This is a genomic window from Ochrovirga pacifica (genome assembly GCF_000220525.1).
GTDB classification, from domain to species: domain Bacteria; phylum Bacteroidota; class Bacteroidia; order Flavobacteriales; family Flavobacteriaceae; genus Ochrovirga; species Ochrovirga pacifica.
The window spans coordinates 51,795-71,002 of the sequence record NZ_AFPK01000013.1 but is presented as its reverse complement, the minus strand read 5'-3'; the positions used below and the strand labels follow the sequence as shown (position 1 = coordinate 71,002).

Sequence of the window (19,208 nt, the reverse complement as noted above, 5' to 3'; positions counted from 1 at the left end):
TTGTTGTAATGTTCTCATAACTTTGATATTATAATTTTTCTAAGGTAAAAGAAGCTGTAAGTCCTACACAAAAGTTTCTGGGTAATTGTGCAACACCAAAAATAGCCCTGCTATGTGTACCTTTGTCTTGCAAAACATGTGCAAACAAATCAGAAGCACCGTTTACCACAATCGGACCATCGTCCCAATGATTGTCTGCTTGGTAATAGGCATCAATATGATTGAGCCCTACCAAGTTTTCAAAACCAATTTTAGCATTGATTTGTGCTAAAACATTTAAAGCACAGAGTTCCATGGCTTTGATTCCATCCGAAGTAGCAATTTCATTACCCAAACGACCTTGATATTTGTAGCTTTCATTTTCAATTGGAAATTGGATGGCAACATACGCAATTTGTTCTCTGATATTTACAGAAACATAATTTCCGCCAGGAGTAGAAACTGTTGGAAGTTGCAAACCTAATTTTTCAAGATGTTGTATGGGATTCATTTTGATTGTAATATTGTAAAGAAACTATTAGTGACCGTATTCTCGATTGTCTATTTTTCCAGCATTTAGTTTTTTCTGAATGATGAAATAAATTAAAATTAAAATCAAACCTATAATAATCCAAGGAACTGCAACAGACATTCCGTATTCACTTGTAGCGGTATTATAAATGGTCAAATCTGGGCTTTCGTTATGGGTAGAAGGTAAAATAGTAGGGAACATGGTTGCAAGGGTAGAGCTAATGCCACCTACAATCATCAAACAAGAAGAAGTAAAAGCATGAGCTTCTTTTTTAAATTTTAGCACAAAAAACTGACCGATCAATCCAATAAAATAAATAGCAGGAAAAATTAAAAACAAAGGGTATTTTAAGTAATTGTGTAGTGGTTGTGGCTCAATTAAATGCCAAATACTTACAGAAAACACAGTTAATAAGGCTAGAGCAATGTTGAGGCGAAAACTCACTTTTTTTAATTGCTCGTTAATACTGGCTTGAGTTTTTAAAACGACCCAATTGGCACCGTGAATGGTTAAGGTTACTACCGCAATGATTCCGATGACCAAGGTAAACCAATCAATTACACCAGGATGGGTGGTGGTGGGGCTAAAACTAGCATCCCATAAAGGCAAAAAGAAGTAGTGAGCTTCGTAGGTAGAAACACCATCTTCAACACCCCCTAAATTTACACCACGAGCCATATTTCCTAAAGCAATTCCAAAAAACAAAACTAACAAAAGACTAGAAACACCAAAGGCAGTATCCCAAAAAGATTTCCATACAGGGTGGTGAAACTGTCCGCGAAGTTCTAATCCCAAAGCTCTAAAAATCATGAGCCATAATACAATGATTAAAGGCAAATAAAATCCGCTAAAAACAGAAGCGTATAGCGTAGGAAATGCCATGAAAACCAATCCTCCAGCGGCTACAAGCCATACCTCATTAGAATCCCAAAACAACCCCGCTGCTTTAGAAATAACTTCTTTGTCTTTTTCTTTTTTTGCAAAGAATAAATGGATAATTCCTGTACCAAAATCATAACCATCAAGAATAAAAAATACGGTAACGACGACTGCAATAATAATGAACCAAAATATTTCCATGGCTTAGTGTTTTTGTGATTGTGGTCCTTGGTAAATGGTTTTTCCTACCAAGATTAAAAATAGAAGTCCTAAAATTAAATACAAGGCTACAAAGCCGAGCAAAGTAAACAAGGTGTTTCCTGATGAAACTGTGGGAGAGACTCCATCAACAGTTTTTAATAGACCATATACCAAATAAGGCTGTCTACCCAATTCAGCAACATACCAACCTGTAATGTTTGCTATAAACGGAAATGGTACTAACAATAGTAGTGTCCACAGAATGGGTCTAAACGTATATACTTTTTTAAGATACAACAGCAGCGCAGCAACCATCATAATTCCGATAAAAATAGTACCCAATCCTACCATAATGTGATAAGAATAATACAAGGCAGGAATATTATCGGGTAATTCCTCTTTGTCAAACTGATCCATTCCTGATATTTGCTGATGCCAATTTTGATACGTTAAGAAACTCAAAACATTAGGCACTGCAATTTTGTTATCTAGTTTTTTTTCTACCATGTTGGGCTGGCCAATCAATACAATTTCTGCTCCAGCATGTTCGGTTTCAAAAATTCCCTCCATGGCTGCAAAAGCTGCAGGCTGATACTTGGCTACATTTTTAGCATTCAGATCTCCTGTAGGAAAAGCGACTAGCAAAGCAGAAACCAATCCGAAAATGATTCCTGTTTTTACAAATAATTTTCCATAAGCTTCGTTTTTTTTGATGAGTAAGTAAAAAGCACCAATGCTCGCTACTAAAAAAGAAGAAGTTACCAAAGATGCCATTTGATTGTGTAAAAAAGCAGGTAACAACCATGGATTGCTAAACAATTTGCCAAAGTGTGTTAGGACGAATTTTCCATTTTCTATTATTTCATATCCTACAGGATGTTGCATCCAAGCATTGGTAGCTAATATAAGGTAACCGCTTGCCCAAGACCCTAAAAACACAAAAAAACCAGTAAGGAAATGCAATTTTTGTCCCATTATTTTTTCTCCAAAAATAAACAGTGCCAAAAACGAAGACTCTAGAAAGAAAGAAAAAGTTCCTTCCATAGCTAAGGTTTGCCCTATAATTCCCCCTGTGAGTTCTGAAAATTTAGCCCAGTTGGTTCCAAATTGGAACTCCATAGGAATCCCAGTAATAACTCCCATAGTAAAGTTGATGGCAAATATTTTCATAAAAAATTTAGCAGCATCATTGTAAATCTCTTTGTTAGACTTAAGGTAATAGCCTTTAAAGAACAAAATAATTAAAGAAAGTCCCATGGTAAGTTGGGGAAAAATGTAGTGGAATGTAATCGTAAAAGCAAACTGCAAACGATCGTAAAAAATCATGTCTTCCATGAGGGAAAAAAATTGTGACTTAAAATGAAATAACGATGGCTTAAACTTTGACTTTATCTCTAGTAAAACAAGAAAAAATACACCAAAATTTATAAGAATAAATTTACGACAATTCGTTTGTTAAACAGTAACTTTTGATACAGAATATGGCTAAAAATTAGCTTCTTTTTTAGTAGATGCTCTTACAATTAAATGTGTTTTAAGTTCCACAGTTTTGTAGTCCATAAAACCCTTTTTGGGATTGTCAATTTCATCTACCAAATAGGTTACTGCTGTTTTTCCTACTTTAGTTCCAGGTTGATCAATAGTAGTTATTTGGGGTTCTACAATTTGTGAAGACATAGAATTACTAAATCCTACAATAGCAATATCTTCGGGGACTTTTAGCTTATTTTTTTTAAAAGTTTGTAACGCTCCAACGGCACAATTATCGGTTATGCAAAATACTGCATCGGGTTTGATTGGATTTTGTAAAATTTGTTCGGCCAGTATTTTACCTTGATCTAGGGGAATGTATTGCGAACTTAGTACTAAAGATTCGTCAAAAGGGAGTTGGTGGGTTTTTAGAGCTCTTAAATAGCCTTCGTAACGTTTAAGAGAATTAAAGGAATCGTTGGTTTCTTTAAAAATGGCAATTCTTTTTCTTCCTAAATCAATCAAGTGTTTTACAGCTTTGTAAGCAGCTTCTTCTTCATCTATAATAATTTGCGTGCAAGGCACTTTTCTCGAAACTTTGTCAAATAGTACCAAAGGAACTTCTTCTATGTACTGAATAATTTTATCAATATTATGCGTATTTCTTGTTAAAGATAGTAGAATGCCATCTACCCCTAGGTGCAACATCATGTTAAGTAGTTCTATCTGTTTTTCGTAACTATCTTTTGATCCCATAATAATAGGATGATAACCTCTGTTTTCTGTTTCTTCTAATACTCCTTCTAATATGGTAGAGGTGTAGTAATGGGTTAGATTAGGAACAATAACACCTATAAGATGCGTTCTTCTTTTACGAAAACCTTGTGCAAATATGTTGGGAAAATAATTGAGTTCTTTTGCTTTTTTGTGCACCTTTTCTTTCATTTCAGTGCTAATATCTTTGTGGTTTTTTAGAGCTCTAGATACTGTAGATACAGAGGTTTGTAATGCATCTGCAATGTCTTTTAATCGTACGTTTTGTCTTTTTTTCATGTAGTAAATGTAGGATAATTGTATGAGTTTACGCAAACGTTTGCGGGTGTAATATTGCTTTTTTCGTAAAAAAAAGTTGTTTTGTATAGTAATTTTGTAGTGAACGAAATTAATAACTAATAAAACCTAAATTATGAAGAATATATTACTTACACTTTTTTGTGTTTTTGGCTATCTAGCAATAAATGCCCAGACTGAAGTTGCAGGTATCGTAACAGACGAAACTGGTTTTCCTGTAACACTTGCTAATGTCAAAGTAAAAGGAACCAATCAAGGTACTACTACAGATTTGGATGGGAATTACGTATTAAAAATAAACGGTACAGGAACTAAGACCATTGAATTCTCTAATATTGGTTTTGTAACTTTTGAAAAACAAATCAATGTAAAGGGAAAACGAATTATTGTAGATGTGGTACTAAAAGGAGATATGAATACTCTAGAAGAAGTAGTGCTTACAGCCTCTACAACCTTTAGGTCTCAAAAAGAAGCTCCTCTGTCTATCAGTTCGGTAAAGGCCGAAGAGATTACGAAATTATCAGCCAACAGTCAGGCAGATATTTTACGTAGTGTACCAGGAATTACAGCAGAAGGTGGAGGTGGAGAAGTAGCGACCAATGTATTTGTAAGAGGTTTGCCTTCTGGAGGGCAATACGTTTTTAACCCTTTACAATACGATGGTATGCCTTTGATGAGTACTTTTGGATTGAACTCATCGGCACATGACGTATATGCAAGAACCGATATAGGGTTTAAAGGAGTAGAATTTGTTCGTGGAGGTTCTGCCATTTTATACGGAGCAGGTTCTGTAGCTGGAATTATTAATTATACCAGTAAAACAGGAGATACCAACCCAGGGAATACTGTAAATGTAGAATGGGCTAATGGAGGAAGATTAAAAACAGACTTTTATAGTGGAGGTAAATTAGGAGGTGAGGATTCTAATACTTATTACGCTTTAACCGGATTTGTTAGATATGATGAAGGGCCCATTGATGTAGGACTACCAACCAAAGGGGTGCAATTAAGAGGTAATATTAAAAAGAAATTTGACAAAGGTTCGTTTACCATGCACGGTCAGTTTATAGACGATAAAGCTCAGTTCTATTTGCCATTGCCTTTACAAGGTGGATCTAGAGAACGTATTGATGGAAATGATGGAAAACCAGTAGAACAATTGCTGCCTAGCCAATTGGCTAACACATCTTTTTTAACACCAGGAGGAGTATATAACAGTCCTATTCAGGATGGAGTGGCTACAAGTGGCGGGTACTTTTTAGGAGATTTTAAATACAATTTAGAGGACGACTTAAAGTTTCAAGCCAAGGTTAGATATGCCAAATACAAACACAATTTTGCTTTGTATGTAGGAGGAAGTGGAGATTACGGAACCCCTATTCAGTTAGGAGATTATGTAAACAATATAGCAACTAATAATCTAGGTTACAGTGCTACTTATCAAGGAGGAGATGGATCTCAGATAAGCGATACCGATTTGGTGATAGAAAATCTTCATGTAGATAGATTACGTCCTATGACAGATTATGCAGGAGAAGCTTCGTTGACCAAAACTTTAGATACGGACTTTGGAAACCATAACATTACAGCAGGTACTTTTTTGGCAAGAACAGAGGCTGAAGACGTAAACTATCAATACAGAGTATTATCTGAATTTAATAACGACCCTCGTTTGGTAAATTTATCTTATACGAATGCAGGCGGTGATAATGTAATTTATTCTCAGGGAGGATTATACAACAGAATTGGGATGACAGCAAACAATTATCTATCACAAAACAAAACCGCTTTTTATGTTTCTGATGAGATTATTTTAGACAAATGGAGGATTGATGTAGGGTTTAGATACGAAAAAACATCAGGAGAATTTAACAAAGGAAATTTATACGATTCTACAGTATATGAAGATATTACTTCTGAATTAAGCAATGTACGTTATGCAGATGGAACATTTGTACGAGGAACAGTAGAGGCCGATGATTGGGCTATTTCTTTGGCAGGATTGTACAAGTTAAACGATGCTGTTAATTTATATGCCAATGCTTCCAAAGGTTTTTTCTTTCCTCAATTAAGAGGTTTTGCACCCACAGCAGGTATTCCTGAAACCTCATACGATTCAGAAAAAATTTCACAAGTAGAGCTAGGTGCTAAGTTTGGTACAGATAAGTTTTCTGGTTCTGCAGCAGCTTATTATGTTTCGTTAAGTGATCGTGTTAAAATAACCCAAGCAATCATTGGAGGAAATTTAGTAGATCAAACTAGAGATACACAAAACACAGAAACTTTTGGATTGGAATTTAATGGGGATTTAGAAATTATAGAACATTTAAATTTAAGAGGTACTGCTACTTATCAAATGCATGAAATCACTAAAAATAAGCAAGAAGACTTGGTAAACAATACAACGACTTCTGCCAACGAAGGGAACAAGCTGGCAAGACAACCTAACTTTATAGGTAGTTTAGGCTTGCATTTTGACAACAAGCAGTTTGATTCTAGTATAACTGCCAACCACACAGGTAAAAAGTTTTCATCGGATGTAAATGACATTGAGTTGGATGCTATTACCATGGTACGTATCAATGCAGGGTATACTTTTGATTTGGATGGCAATGATAAATCTTTAAGATTGGGAGCTTCAATATTCAACTTGTTTAACAATGCTGGTATTACCGAAGGAAATCCAAGAGCAGGAGCTGCAGGTCAAACAGAACAAGAATTCTTTGTAGGTAGACCAATTTTACCAAGAAGGTTTTTTGTAACAGCTTCTTTTAATTTTTAGAAAAAAGAACCTCTTTTTTAACATAGTTAAGTTTTAGTTTTTCGCCTGCATCCTCGGGTGTGGGCGATTTTTTAATCAACATTTTAAACATGAAAAATTTAGTCAAACAAGCACAACAAGTACTCAACAAAAACTGGAAAGATGGTTTTAGTGTACCTAGTGCCAAATTATATCCATTTCAATGGTTGTGGGATTCTGGTTTTATCGCCATTGGTTTTGCTCATTATGATATGGACAAAGCAGAAAAAGAAATTGCTACCTTATTGGATGCGCAATGGGACAATGGGTTTATTCCACACATTGTTTTTCATACCCCTAGCGATACGTATTTTCCAGGACCTGAATTTCACCAGTCAGAACTGCACCCTTTGTCTTCTAAAAAATACAAATCAACAGGAATGACACAACCACCAGTAACAGGTTTTGTGTTAGAAGAAATGTATAGAATAAGCCAAGACAAAAACAGCACGTTGGCTTTTATCAAATCACAAATAGACAAGGTGTTTTTAAACCACGAATATTTCTACAAACACAGAGATCCTAATAATGAAGGCTTAGTATATATTTATCATAACTGGGAGTCGGGAACAGATAATTCCCCTATTTGGGATGATATTTTTGCAACCATGAATCCACCTCATTACGAATTTACACGCAGAGATACTACTCATGTAGATGCAGCAGAAAGGCCTACAAATAGAGAGTACGATCATTACCTGCACATTATTAACATTGCTAAAGAACACAATTATAGCGATGAAAAAATTGCAGAATTGTCTCCGTTTTTAATTCAAGATCCCTTGTTTAACACAATGCTAATTAAATCCAATGAGGCTTTGATTAATTTGTATGAAATACTAGGAGATAATCAAGACAAAATAGCGCAATTAAAACTTTGGAACCAAAAGGCGATAGGGGGAATGAATACCAAACTCTACCATGATGAATTACAAGTTTATACCCATTTCGATGTAAGAAACAATAGACCTATCCCTTTCATTACATCATCGTCTTTTGCTCCAATATTTGCCAATTTTGTGAGTCAACAACGTGTAGAAAATATGTTGAATATAATGTTAGATAAGTTTGGCGGAGAAGACAAATACTTATGTGCTTCTTTTGATCCTACTAACGAACGCTTTGATCCCAAGAAATATTGGAGAGGGCCTGTTTGGGTAAATCTTAACTGGATGTTGTACCGAGGTTGTAGGGCTTATGATTACAACACTTTGGCAGAGCGTATTAAAAAAGACACGATAGAAATTGTGGAAAAAAGCGGCTTTTATGAGTATTTTGATGCTCGAAAAGAAATTCACATTTCTGACAAGGCAGGTTATGGAGGTGGCGACTTTTCTTGGACAGCTGCTTTGCTTTTAGATCTGATTGAAAGTGACCTATAACAAACTCATGTACCACTAAAACATCTTATAAAATGAACTGGTTAGACTATACAATTATCATTGCATACATTGCCTTTTTTTTAGGAATGGGCTATTTTTTTAAAGAAAATAAAAACTCTAAAGACTACTTTTTAGGTGGAAAAAGCCTAGGATGGTTTCCTTTAAGTTTATCAACCATGGCCACCCAACTTTCTGCCATTAGCTTTATTTCGGCACCAGCATTCGTTGGACTAAAAATGGGAGGTGGAATGAAATGGTTAACCTTTGAGTTTGCTGTTCCTCTAGCCATGATTTTTATTATGATTGTTGTAGTGCCTCCTTTGTTCCGATCGGGGGTGGTAAGTATCTACGAAGTTGTAGAAAAACGCTTTAGTACATCTACACGACTTATTTTAAGTATTGTTTTTCAGATTAGTAGAGCCTTGGGTACCGGGGTTATGGTCTATACCATTGCTATTATTTTACAAGCTGTTTTAGATATAGACTTTGTTTATACCATTCTAATTATAAGTATTATTACCATTATATATTCTTGGCAAGGAGGGATGAAAGCTGTTGTTTGGGGAGATGCCATTCAGATGATTATTTTGGTAGTTGGTTTGGGAATTTGTTTGTTTATAGGATGGAATTTACTACAAGAAAAAGGAGGTTTACCTCAGGGGTTTGAACCACAAAGATTGGAAGTAATGAATTGGAATTTAGGCTTGGGAGAAGGTAATGAATACGGTTTTTTACCGATGTTGATTGGTGGTTTTTTTCTTTATACCTCTTACTACGGATGTGATCAAACACAAGCACAACGTTTGTTGTCTAGTAAAGATGAGGGAACCATTAGAAAATTGTTGCTTGCCAATGGGCTGTTACGTTTTCCTGTTGTATTAGTGTACTGTATTATGGGGTTAATTATTGGAGGATTGGTGAGTATTTCTCCAGATTTTTTATCGGATATTGGAGCCATGACTCAGAAGCATTTTCCACTAGATTATCAACAAAATGGTCTAAAAGCTGATTTGATGATTCCTGTGTTTATCATTAAATACTTGCCCAATGGCTTGATTGGTGTTTTAATGGTGGGAATTCTTTCTGCAGCTATGTCTACATTAAGTTCTACCATTAACTCTTTGTCTGCTGTAACCGTAGAGGATTTGTTTAACAGAGGAGTACAAAAAGACAAAATGAGCACTAGTAAATACATGCTATTGTCTAAAATAGCGGTGGTGTTTTGGGGAGCTGTATGTATTGGTTGTGCTTTTTTGTTTGGAGGAAGTAAAAGTGCAGTGATTGAAATTATCAACGCGATTTCATCAGTGTTTTATGGACCCGTTTTGGTCACTTTTATTTTAGCATTTTTTTCTAAAAAAGTCAATCATATAGGAATGAATATAGGAATTTTAACTGCTGTGCTCATCAACCTTATATTTTCTAAAACTATTCAAGAATTATTTCACATAGATTTAGGAATTCATATTTTTTGGATTTGGCTAAACTTTACAGGGGTTATTATTGCTTTGTTGGTAGCGTATGTGGTAAGTGCATTTACAAAACAAGTTCGTATCAACAGCTTAAACGCTATGGATTTTAGCTTAAAAGTAAGCGATTTTAAAACCAAAGAAGTTTATATATTACTGTTCTTTTTTGTCTTAATATTAGTATTTAGTTTTTTCTTACCTTCTTTACTTAGTTTCTAATGAAATATATTGTAGCCCCCGATAAATTTAAAGGATCTCTTTCTGGTATAGAGTTTTGCAATGCAGTAGAAGAGGGAATCTTATTAGCTGATTCTAATGCAGAAATAGTAAAAGTTCCCTTAGCCGATGGAGGAGATGGTACTATGGATGCTTTGTTGCATGCCATGAATGGAAAAAAAATTACGACTCAAGTTCATAATCCAGTTTTTGAACTTATTGAAGCCAGTTACTTATGGGTTCCTCATCAAAAGCTTGCTGTCATCGAAATGGCACAAGCTTCGGGCTTAAGTTTGCTAGCACCTCAAGACAGAAATTGCCGACAAACTAGTTCTATAGGTACAGGAGAGCTGATTTTACACGCATTGCACAAGGGTGCTACTTCTATAGTTTTAGCTATTGGAGGTAGTGCTACTAACGATGGAGGTATTGGGATGGCTCATGCACTGGGGTATGAATTTATAGACAAAAATGGTTCTGTATTAAAACCCATTGGAGACAACTTAGAACTAGTAGATGAAGTTAAAACTAACAATGTTGTTGACATGTTAAATCAGGTACAATTTCAGGTAGCCTGCGATGTAAAAAATTTGCTCTATGGCGTACATGGGGCAGCTTATGTGTATGGAGCTCAAAAAGGAGCTTCTCCTTCTGAGATAGAAAAGCTAGATGTGGGAATGCAAAATTTTGCTGAAGTTCTAAAAAAACAATTTGGCGTAGACTGTCAAAAAGTAGAAGGAGCAGGTGCTGCAGGAGGAATGGGAGCAGGTGCTATGGTCTTTTTAGGGGCAGACCTTATTTCTGGAATTGATTTGGTTAAAAACATTACTCAGTTTGACAAACAAATACAACAAGCAGATTGGATTATTACTGGAGAAGGGAGGTTAGATAGCCAAACTTTATCGGGTAAAACTATACAAGGTGTGTTAGCATCTGCAAAATTACAAAATAAACCTGTAGCAGCTTTTTGTGGTAATGTTTCCTTATCTGCTAAAGAACAAAAGGAACTAGGGATTCATTTTGCATCAGCTGTTGCAAAAGGACCATGTACTTTACAAGAGGCCATGGAACAAGCATATAATCATGTAAAAAGTACAGCTTTTAATTTTGCCAATCTGATCCAAAGGAATGTAGTTGATTTTGTATCTTAGAGACTTTAATTTTCTATAAAAACAACAATGTCTATACAAATACAACCTTCTGTTTTTAAATTTTTAAATGCCTTAAAAGAAAACAACAATCGTGAATGGTTTGCAGATAATAAGGAGTGGTTTCAAGAAGAAGATGCACAACTCAAGATTTTTTTTACACAAGTAATGGAAGGCTTAAAAGAAACCGATTTGATAGAAGACATGAAAGCGTACAGAATTTATAGAGACGTTCGTTTTTCTAGAGATAAATCTCCATATAAAATATATAGAAGTTGTAGTTACAAGCGTGCTACAGAGGCATTAAGAGGAGGTTATCATGTAGAAATAACACCCAACACATCTTTTGTAGCTTGTGGTTTTTGGCAACCTAATAAAGAAGATTTGTTTAGAATTAGAAAAGAGTTTGAAATGGACTCGGAAGAAATCCAACAGATTATAAACCATCCAGAACTGCTAGAAATCTATGGAGGTTTTTATCAGGGACAAACATTAAAAACGGCTCCTAAAGGTTTTGATAAAGAGCACCCTGCGATTGAACTTATAAGGAAAAAAGATTTTATGCTGATGAGAACTTTTACTGATAAAGAAGTGTTGGCTCCTGATTTTTATCAAAAAGTCTTGCTATCTTTTCAAACAGCAAGACCTTTTTTAGATTATATGAGTAGTGTCTTAACCACTAACCTTAATGGAGAGTCGTTAATAGACTAAACATTTTAGTTGTTTTTAAGTTCTTTGGAGGTGCTTCCTTTTTTGATGGCTTTGTGATTTTCGTAGCATTCTAGAACAGCTTCTATCAGTTGTAAATCTGTAGCTTTTTGAATAAAGAAAGTAGAATAGTTACACTCAGATAAAACCTCTGTCAACTCATTCAAATCCATTTGTAGGTAATCCAAAATAATTTCTCTATCAAATCGATTGGTTAGAATTTCTCTGGTAGCATCTTTTTCTTTAAGTTCTTTTAAATCACGTAGTTTTTTGGGTTTTTTTCCAAACAGATTGTACACAAAGTCTACAGGGTTTGTTAAGGCTTTCCCAACACTTAAACTAGATACAGAACTGTTATTTTTTCGAATTTCATATGTTTGTGGCAACCCGTTAATATGCACTCTATTGTATTTGTCTTTAGGAACATTTTTAATATCAATTTCCAAAACCCCAATCAATTTGTGAACACGAACTTCTTCTAATTGTTCTATCTTAGGATGTAGTTGAATGTCTAATTCTGTTCCTTTTGATAAATCTCGGGTAATTTTAAGTTTGATCGACTCAAAACCTATGTGCGAAATTAATATGGTGTCATTTTCTTGGGTGTCAATTTCAAATAAACCATTTTTATCAGATACAGTTCCATCAATAGTTGTTAGGTTTAACAATGTAGTTCCATCAATAGCAGTGCTGTCTATGGCATTAGAAATTTTACCCTTTAAGCTAAATTTTAGCAAATCTTGTGCATGTCCTAAGCTAAAGAACAGTAGGCAAATAAGTATTAAAAGATAGTTTTTGTTCATGTTTTGTAAGTTAAAAGAGGGGATTTTAGTAAGCTTCTTTGTCATGGTATTCACGATACTTTAAATCTCCTTTTTGACATTTATCTATCGCAGCTGTTATGTTTACAAATTCCGAGCCAATTACTTTTTTAGGACCAGAATCTAAATACCATAAGGTCATTCTTATTCTTTTGCGATCTCTGCATCTAAATGTATAAGCTCCAGCATCAGTTTTCCAACCATCTTGTCGTAAATCTGATTCGTTTATGTTTTCACGAATTGGAATTCTAAAATCTGTAAAAATGGATTTTTGAATAGCTTCTAAGTCTTTGTCATCCGTTTTTTGAGAGAAAGATACTTGACTAATCAAGATGCATAAAATAAGGTAGAATCTCTTTTTTTTCATAGGTTAAAGATACTAATTATTCAAATCTATTCTAGCCATAATAGGAAAATGGTCAGAAAGTTTTACATCAAAATTGGTAAAAGAACCAATGTTCATAGTCTCATCGGGTAAGATAAAATCAATTCGCAAAGGAAATAGATAGTTAAACGTACTTCCAAACCCTGTTCCTGCTTCAACAAAGGCATCTTTTCTTCCTTTTATCAGGTGATGATAATTCCAAGAAAATGAAGTGTTATTGGTGTCTCCCGCAACAATACTTCTATAAGGGCAAGCATCTATGTGTGCTTTTAATTCATTTATTTGTTCTGATTGCTTTATAAAAACACGTTTAAATCTTTTTAGCAAAGCTTCGTTGGTAGCATCACCGTAATGTTCTTGTTGGGTGTTTAGTCTAAACGATTCTATATGCAAATTATAGATTCTAATGGTTTCACCATGAATTTTAACATCTACATAAATAACATTGTTTGTCGTGTTTTTAAAATTTAAACTTCCTTTGTTCAGTATAGGATATCTAGAAAAAATAGCCAGTTCGTTTGCATTTTTTCTTTTGGTGTAGGCATACGGAAGGTCAACCTTATGGTTAGAAAACGCATGGTATTCTTGTATGCAAACCAAATCTGCTTTTTGCTGATTGATAAATTGAAACAGTTCTTGCGTAATGGTAGGTGATTGGATCCATCTACCTTTGTTAAATTGTCTTACATTATACGATAAAACCTGAATGTCTGATTGCTTTAAAACTTCTTTGCCATGTAGGGAGAAAAAAGAGGTAATTTGCTGATAGCCCAAACCAATTACCAGTAATGAGAATAAAAACTGAATTCTTAGTCGCAGCAACCAAAACAATACAAAGAATAAATTAATGGCTAAAAAAAGTGGGTAAGAAAGGCTTAGTAAATTAGTATAAGGAAAAAAATGCGGATCTAAATAAGGTATGGCATAGACTATACACAAAACTACAGCAACTACAATGTTTAGAAAAAAGGCTAGTTTTTCTAGCAAATTAAGTTTCTTTTTCATCGATTTTTTCCTTGTTGAAATAAAAATTCTTTTTCTTCTTTGGATAATGATTCGTAACCCGATTTACTAATTTTATCTAAAATAACATCTATTTTTTGCTGAGTTTCTTGATTGTTCTTTGCATGATTTTTCTGATTTTTTGTGCTGTTTTTGTAAGATGTTTTTAAAGTGTTTTTTTTAGCAAACCATCCTTTAAAAGGATTCTGGAAACTCAAACTGTCTTTGTAGTAAATGGCTAAAAATCCGTACAAAGCTCCTCCTAAATGTGCAAACCTACCTCCAGTATTATCAGTAATACTAATCAAATCAATGGCGATAAAAATAGCAGCAATAATCCAAATTTTAACATAACCAATCAAAGGTATTCTTAGTTCGTAATTAGGAATATGAGTGGTAATTCCTATCATAATTGCCATTACTCCAGCAGAAGCTCCTAACAAAATAGCAGGAGTGTTTTGCAAAGACGGAATTAGATTATAAGTTAGCAAAAATAGCAACCCACCACTTAAAGTTCCAAACAAATAAAAGTTTAAAAGTTTTTTGGGAATAAAATAGTCTAAAAACAAGCGGCCAATAAAATTTAAATACAGCATGTTAAACAGCAAATGAAAAAAATCGGCATGTAAAAAACCAAAAGAAACAAGTGTCCACGGTTTGTTAAAAAACTCGGGCAAATAAGCAGATAGTGCAAACCAACGCCAGAAAAAATTATCTGAGTAATGTAAAAGTTGCACCAATCCCCCCACAAAAAATGTCAATACAAAAATTAGTACATTGATAAAAATAAGCTTTTCTACAATGCTTCCTGTTAGGTATTTTTGTTTAAGCTGTGCGATGATAGAATTTGCCATATCAATACATTCTATGTTGATTTTTTTTCCAGACGTACGCAATAATCAAACCAATTACTGCTCCTGCTACATGTGCAAAATAAGCAACATTTACGGGGCTTAAAATAGGCACACCTGTTAGTCCAGAAATCAGATCGGCGAGGACTACTACAGGAACAAAATATTTTACGGTAATAGGGATGAAGAAATAAAGGTAAATTTTAGCATTTGGAAAATACCATCCAAAAGCAGCTAACAAACCAAATATAGCTCCCGAAGCACCCAAAAGACGTGTGCCGTAAATACGATTGGCAGTTTCCATTATGGGGTTTTGAAAAGATTTGGTGTCGCTAAACAACCCGTACAATTCTTCTTTGGTGGCTCCCATGGCTAACAATTCACTCATTGCGTTCTGAAACTCTAATTGTCTTTCCAGTAAAAATATCAAACTAGCACCAATTCCAGCAGATAAATAGAAAAATAAAAATCTGTTTTTACCCCATAATTGTAACATTGGAGTTCCTAAAAAGTACAATCCAATCATATTAAAAAACAAGTGGCTAATGCTACCATGCATAAAAATACCTGTTATTAATTGCCAGATTCTAAACTTGGGATGTTCAAAGTAGTGGAGTGTAAAAAGTTCAAACAAATCAAAATTTTGAATAGCCATGGTAGCTACAAAAAACAAAACGTTGATGATGATTAAGTGTTTTATAGTTTCGGGAAGACGAATCATGTTGTTAATCTAGGTTAAAAAAGGCATCCAATTTTTTGATGTCTATTTTTGTGAATATTTTTTTTCTAAACGGAGAAATGTTAGCCTCTTTGCAAGCAAACAAATCATTAATCAGATTTTGTTGTTCGGTATCCGTAAGCTTAGTCCCTGTTCTAATTGCCAAAGTTTTGGACAAAGATTTAGCAATCATATCTAGTTGACTAAAACTATTTTCTTGAATATCCTGTTGAAAATCTTCAATTAATTGTTCAAAAACCATGCTAATCTGACTTTCTGTAATAGTTGTCGGAATTCCTGTCACAACCACAGCCTTTTCGGTTATTTTGTCAAATAAAAAACCAGTACTTTCTAGTTCTTCTTGTATGGTTTTTAGAATGTGAATTTCTTGAGTACTGTAGCTCAGGTAAATAGGAAATAGTAATTGTTGGCTAGAAGCTTCTTTTACAGTGATGTTAGCTAGAAAATTTTCGTATAAAATTCGTTGATGTGCCAAATGTTGATGTACTAAAAACGTACCTGTATTTAGATGGCATAAAATATATTTTTTAACCACCTGAAATGTATCAACTAGCTGATTGTTTTCTGTTTTTTCAAACAACTCAGGAGCAAGTTCTTCTTTGTTAGGTTCTTTATTTGCTACCGATTCTATTCCGTGATACAAAGCTTCCCAATCTCCTTGTTTTTTTGTAATTGGGCGAGAGGCAAAAGATTGTTTTTCTTTGTTGCTAACCGTTTCGATTCCTAAATTGACATTTGTTTTTTTTACAGGCTTTGGATCTGTATCAAAAGGATTAAAATTACTCTCGGATTTAAAAGGATTAAAATTAGGGTCTACCTGTATAGTAGGAGTTTTAATGGGAGCATCTTTGTAATGATAAGGTGTTTCTAGGTTTTTATCTCTAGAAAAGTCTAAAGAAGGTTTCATGTTAAATTGCCCCAAACTATGCTTTACAGCAGCTTTTATAATTTCGTATAACACCTTTTCATTGTCAAACTTTACCTCTGTTTTGGTAGGATGTATATTGATGTCGATAGAATGTGTGGGAACTTTTAGATATAAAAAATAACCAGGATGATGCTCTCTTTCTAGCAAGCCATCAAAAGCACTGTTAATTGCATGATGTAGGTATGGACTTTTAATAAATCTATTGTTTACAAAAAAGAATTGCTCCCCGCGTTTTTTTTTAGAAAATTGTGGTTTAATAATAAATCCGTCCACAGAAACCAAGTCTGTATCTTCTTGAATAGGAATAAGTTTTTCATTGGTTTTTTGACCAAAAATATTCACCACTCGTTGTTTTAAGTTTCCCGAAGGAAGTTTAAAAATTTCTGAATTGTTATGATTCATTGCAAAACCAATATCAGGGTGTACTAAGGCAACTCGTTGAAATTCGTCTATTATGTGACGCGTTTCTACAGCATCAGATTTTAGAAAATTTCGACGTGCAGGAATGTTAAAAAATAAATTTTTAACGCAAGTATTGGTTCCTACAGGAGTTGTTGTTATTTCTTGATGAATAATTTTACTAGCTTCTATTTGTATACAAGTTCCTAACTCTTCGGTAGCCAAACGAGTTTTCATTTCTACTTGTGCAATAGCAGCTATAGAGGCCATTGCCTCTCCTCTAAAGCCTTTAGTGTTTAGGTTAAACAAATCTTCGGCTTCTCTAATTTTTGAAGTAGCATGCCTTTCAAAACACAAACGAGCATCAGTTTGAGACATTCCAGAACCATCATCAATTACTTGAATTAATGTTTTTCCAGCATCTTTTAAAATTAAATGTATGTTTTTGGCTCCAGCATCTATTGCATTTTCTAGCAATTCTTTTACTACAGATGCGGGTCTTTGCACTACCTCGCCAGCTGCTATTTGATTGGCAACATGATCGGGTAATAATTGAATAATGTCAGACATTAAAAATAAGGGCTTATCTTAAAATATATAGGGCAATTCCTGCTAAAATAGTAATGATAATAGCAAGTCGGTAAGTCGATTTGGCATCGGCTTTGGCGTTAGATCGGGTTCTAGACCATTCATTTTTTAAATTGTTTTTGGTCAAGGTTACCTGATACTCATCATCGTTTGGATTTTCTTTTTGGTTTCTTTCGTTTTTGTATCGCTGCTCTAAAGCTTCCAAACGCTCTTTGCGCTCGTCGTAGTAACGAGGCTTGTAATCAAATACATAATGACCGATGGGTTTAAAGGGAGTTTTGAACATAGTGTAAAAGAAAAAACATTATGGTCAAATTTACGAAAAATTCGACAATAATGCTTTGTTATAAGGGGAGGAGTTGTTAACTATCTTTTGTTTAGTGCAGCCATTTTTATTGCTGCTACGGCACATTCTACTCCTTTATTTCCTAATTTTCCTCCAGATCGGTCTAAAGACTGTTGTTGGTTGTTGTCTGTTAGTACACAAAAAATGGTAGGAACATCATAAGTTAAATTTAAATCTTTAATTCCTTGAGTAACTCCGTCACAAACAAAATCAAAATGTTTGGTTTCTCCTTGAATCACACATCCAATAGCAATAATGGCATCTACATTTCTGCTTTCTAACATTTTTTTGCATCCATAAATCAACTCAAAACTACCAGGAACTTTCCAAGTAATAATGTCTTCTTCAGAAACACCATTGTCTATAAGCGTATCAATAGCTCCTAAAGTTAAATTTTCAGTTACTTGTGGATTCCATTCCGAAGTAACAATTCCAAAACGAAAACCTTTTACATTGGGCAAATCGTTTTTATCATATGCTGATAAATCTGTAGTTGCCATTAGTTAGCGTATTTTGCTTGGTTGCTGTATTTTTTTAATTCATCTGCTTGAGAAGATTTAGGGAATGAAGTCTCAATCTCTTCAAAATAATCTTCTGCTTTGCTGTATTCTTTTAACGACAAAGCTAATTTTCCTGCTTTTAACAAATATACAGGAGCTACAGCATGGTTGTCGGTGCTACTAGCAGCATCGTTAAAATAGCTCATTGCTTTACCATTGTCTCCTTTGGCTAAGTAAGCATCTCCTATACTTCCTTTGATAACAGCGTTTAATACTGCATCTTGTGTAGATACGTCTTTTAAATAAGTAATAGCATTGTCGTACTCAGCTAATTTTAAGTAAGAAATTCCTGCGTAATATTTTGCTAAATTACCAGCATTGGTTCCTCCATAATTGTCAGCAATATCTAACAATCCATATTTACCTTGTGCCCCTTCTAATGCTGTATTGTATAATGAGGTGTCTTCGCTGGCATTTGCTTTGTTAAATTCTTCTTTGGCAAAAACCAAAGCATTTGCTGCTTCTTTTTCTTTTGGAGCAACTACAAATTGTTGGTATCCCATGTACCCAAAAATCAACACAACAATGGCAATCAAACTAATAAAAAGTAGTTTGCTGTTATTTTCTATCCATTTTTCGGATTTGTTGGCTGTTTCATCTAGGGTGTTAAAAACTTCTGCAGTTGTGCTGTGTTCTAAATTTCCTTCATTGTCTACGATTACTTCTTCTTCAGCTTCAATCGTCTTTTTATAACCTCTTTTTTGGTATGTAGCCATAGGATTTATGTTGTTTAT

18 protein-coding genes are annotated in these 19,208 nt (G+C 34.3%); 5 read left to right on the top strand and 13 right to left on the bottom strand.

Annotation, left to right across the window (positions count from 1 at the left end; translation table 11 throughout):
• Nucleotides 1–28: 28 nt before the first annotated feature.
• From FS85_RS0101210 to FS85_RS0101195, 4 genes are all read right to left on the bottom strand, one after another.
• Nucleotides 29–490 (bottom strand): RidA family protein, encoded by a 462-nt coding sequence (locus FS85_RS0101210; RefSeq protein WP_010134135.1) that lies wholly within the window; start codon nt 488–490, stop codon nt 29–31.
• A 27-nt stretch (nt 491–517) separates the two neighbouring features.
• On the bottom strand, nt 518–1,591 hold the full coding sequence (cydB, locus tag FS85_RS0101205) for a cytochrome d ubiquinol oxidase subunit II (RefSeq protein WP_010134134.1): 1,074 nt from the start codon (nt 1,589–1,591) through the stop codon (nt 518–520).
• A 3-nt stretch (nt 1,592–1,594) separates the two neighbouring features.
• Nucleotides 1,595–2,926 carry a cytochrome ubiquinol oxidase subunit I gene (locus tag FS85_RS0101200; protein WP_010134132.1) on the bottom strand — a complete coding sequence of 444 codons (1,332 nt, stop codon included), beginning with the start codon at nt 2,924–2,926 and terminating at the stop codon, nt 1,595–1,597.
• A gap of 150 nt (nt 2,927–3,076) precedes the next feature.
• The gene (locus tag FS85_RS0101195) at nt 3,077–4,114 is read right to left on the bottom strand and encodes a LacI family DNA-binding transcriptional regulator (RefSeq protein WP_010134130.1); all 1,038 of its coding nucleotides are present in this window, start codon (nt 4,112–4,114) and stop codon (nt 3,077–3,079) included.
• Nucleotides 4,115–4,247: 133 nt separating this feature from the next.
• Between FS85_RS0101195 and FS85_RS0101190 the strand changes: the two genes are divergently transcribed.
• From FS85_RS0101190 to FS85_RS0101165, 5 genes are all read left to right on the top strand, one after another.
• The gene (locus tag FS85_RS0101190; protein ID WP_010134129.1) at nt 4,248–6,914 is read left to right on the top strand and encodes a TonB-dependent receptor; all 2,667 of its coding nucleotides are present in this window, start codon (nt 4,248–4,250) and stop codon (nt 6,912–6,914) included.
• 89 nt (nt 6,915–7,003) lie between these two features.
• On the top strand, nt 7,004–8,314 hold the full coding sequence (locus FS85_RS0101180; protein ID WP_010134128.1) for an MGH1-like glycoside hydrolase domain-containing protein: 1,311 nt from the start codon (nt 7,004–7,006) through the stop codon (nt 8,312–8,314).
• Between the two features lie 32 nt (nt 8,315–8,346).
• Nucleotides 8,347–10,002: a sodium:solute symporter family transporter gene (locus tag FS85_RS0101175; RefSeq protein ID WP_010134127.1), complete on the top strand. Its 1,656-nt coding sequence runs from the start codon at nt 8,347–8,349 to the stop codon at nt 10,000–10,002.
• Nucleotides 10,002–11,150: a glycerate kinase gene (locus FS85_RS0101170; protein ID WP_010134126.1), complete on the top strand. Its 1,149-nt coding sequence runs from the start codon at nt 10,002–10,004 to the stop codon at nt 11,148–11,150. Before FS85_RS0101175 ends, FS85_RS0101170 begins: the two co-directional genes overlap by 1 nt.
• A 27-nt stretch (nt 11,151–11,177) precedes the next feature.
• Entirely contained in the window at nt 11,178–11,858 is a 681-nt protein-coding gene (locus tag FS85_RS0101165) for a DUF2461 domain-containing protein (protein WP_010134125.1), read from the top strand.
• 5 nt (nt 11,859–11,863) lie between these two features.
• Here the strand turns inward: FS85_RS0101165 and FS85_RS0101160 are convergent, their stop codons facing one another.
• From FS85_RS0101160 to FS85_RS0101120, 9 genes are all read right to left on the bottom strand, one after another.
• Nucleotides 11,864–12,658: a carboxypeptidase-like regulatory domain-containing protein gene (locus FS85_RS0101160; RefSeq protein ID WP_010134124.1), complete on the bottom strand. Its 795-nt coding sequence runs from the start codon at nt 12,656–12,658 to the stop codon at nt 11,864–11,866.
• A 25-nt stretch (nt 12,659–12,683) separates the two neighbouring features.
• Nucleotides 12,684–13,043, bottom strand: a complete 360-nt coding sequence (locus FS85_RS0101155) for a hypothetical protein (RefSeq protein WP_139062116.1) — start codon at nt 13,041–13,043, stop codon at nt 12,684–12,686.
• Between the two features lie 12 nt (nt 13,044–13,055).
• Complete coding sequence (locus FS85_RS0101150) at nt 13,056–14,066, bottom strand: endonuclease/exonuclease/phosphatase family protein (RefSeq protein WP_010134121.1); 1,011 nt, start codon at nt 14,064–14,066, stop codon at nt 13,056–13,058.
• Nucleotides 14,063–14,917 (bottom strand): rhomboid family intramembrane serine protease, encoded by an 855-nt coding sequence (locus FS85_RS0101145; RefSeq protein WP_010134120.1) that lies wholly within the window; start codon nt 14,915–14,917, stop codon nt 14,063–14,065. Before FS85_RS0101145 ends, FS85_RS0101150 begins: the two co-directional genes overlap by 4 nt.
• Nucleotide 14,918: 1 nt before the next feature.
• Nucleotides 14,919–15,635, bottom strand: a complete 717-nt coding sequence (locus tag FS85_RS0101140; protein ID WP_010134119.1) for a rhomboid family intramembrane serine protease — start codon at nt 15,633–15,635, stop codon at nt 14,919–14,921.
• Nucleotides 15,636–15,639: 4 nt separating this feature from the next.
• Entirely contained in the window at nt 15,640–17,550 is a 1,911-nt protein-coding gene (gene mutL, locus FS85_RS0101135; protein WP_010134118.1) for a DNA mismatch repair endonuclease MutL, read from the bottom strand.
• Nucleotides 17,551–17,563: 13 nt separating this feature from the next.
• Nucleotides 17,564–17,854, bottom strand: a complete 291-nt coding sequence (locus FS85_RS14910; RefSeq protein WP_010134117.1) for a hypothetical protein — start codon at nt 17,852–17,854, stop codon at nt 17,564–17,566.
• Nucleotides 17,855–17,934: 80 nt separating this feature from the next.
• On the bottom strand, nt 17,935–18,414 hold the full coding sequence (gene ribH, locus FS85_RS0101125; RefSeq protein WP_010134116.1) for a 6,7-dimethyl-8-ribityllumazine synthase: 480 nt from the start codon (nt 18,412–18,414) through the stop codon (nt 17,935–17,937).
• The gene (locus FS85_RS0101120) at nt 18,414–19,190 is read right to left on the bottom strand and encodes a tetratricopeptide repeat protein (protein WP_010134115.1); all 777 of its coding nucleotides are present in this window, start codon (nt 19,188–19,190) and stop codon (nt 18,414–18,416) included. The genes ribH and FS85_RS0101120 overlap by 1 nt, the downstream gene beginning before the upstream one ends.
• Nucleotides 19,191–19,208 lie beyond the last annotated feature (18 nt).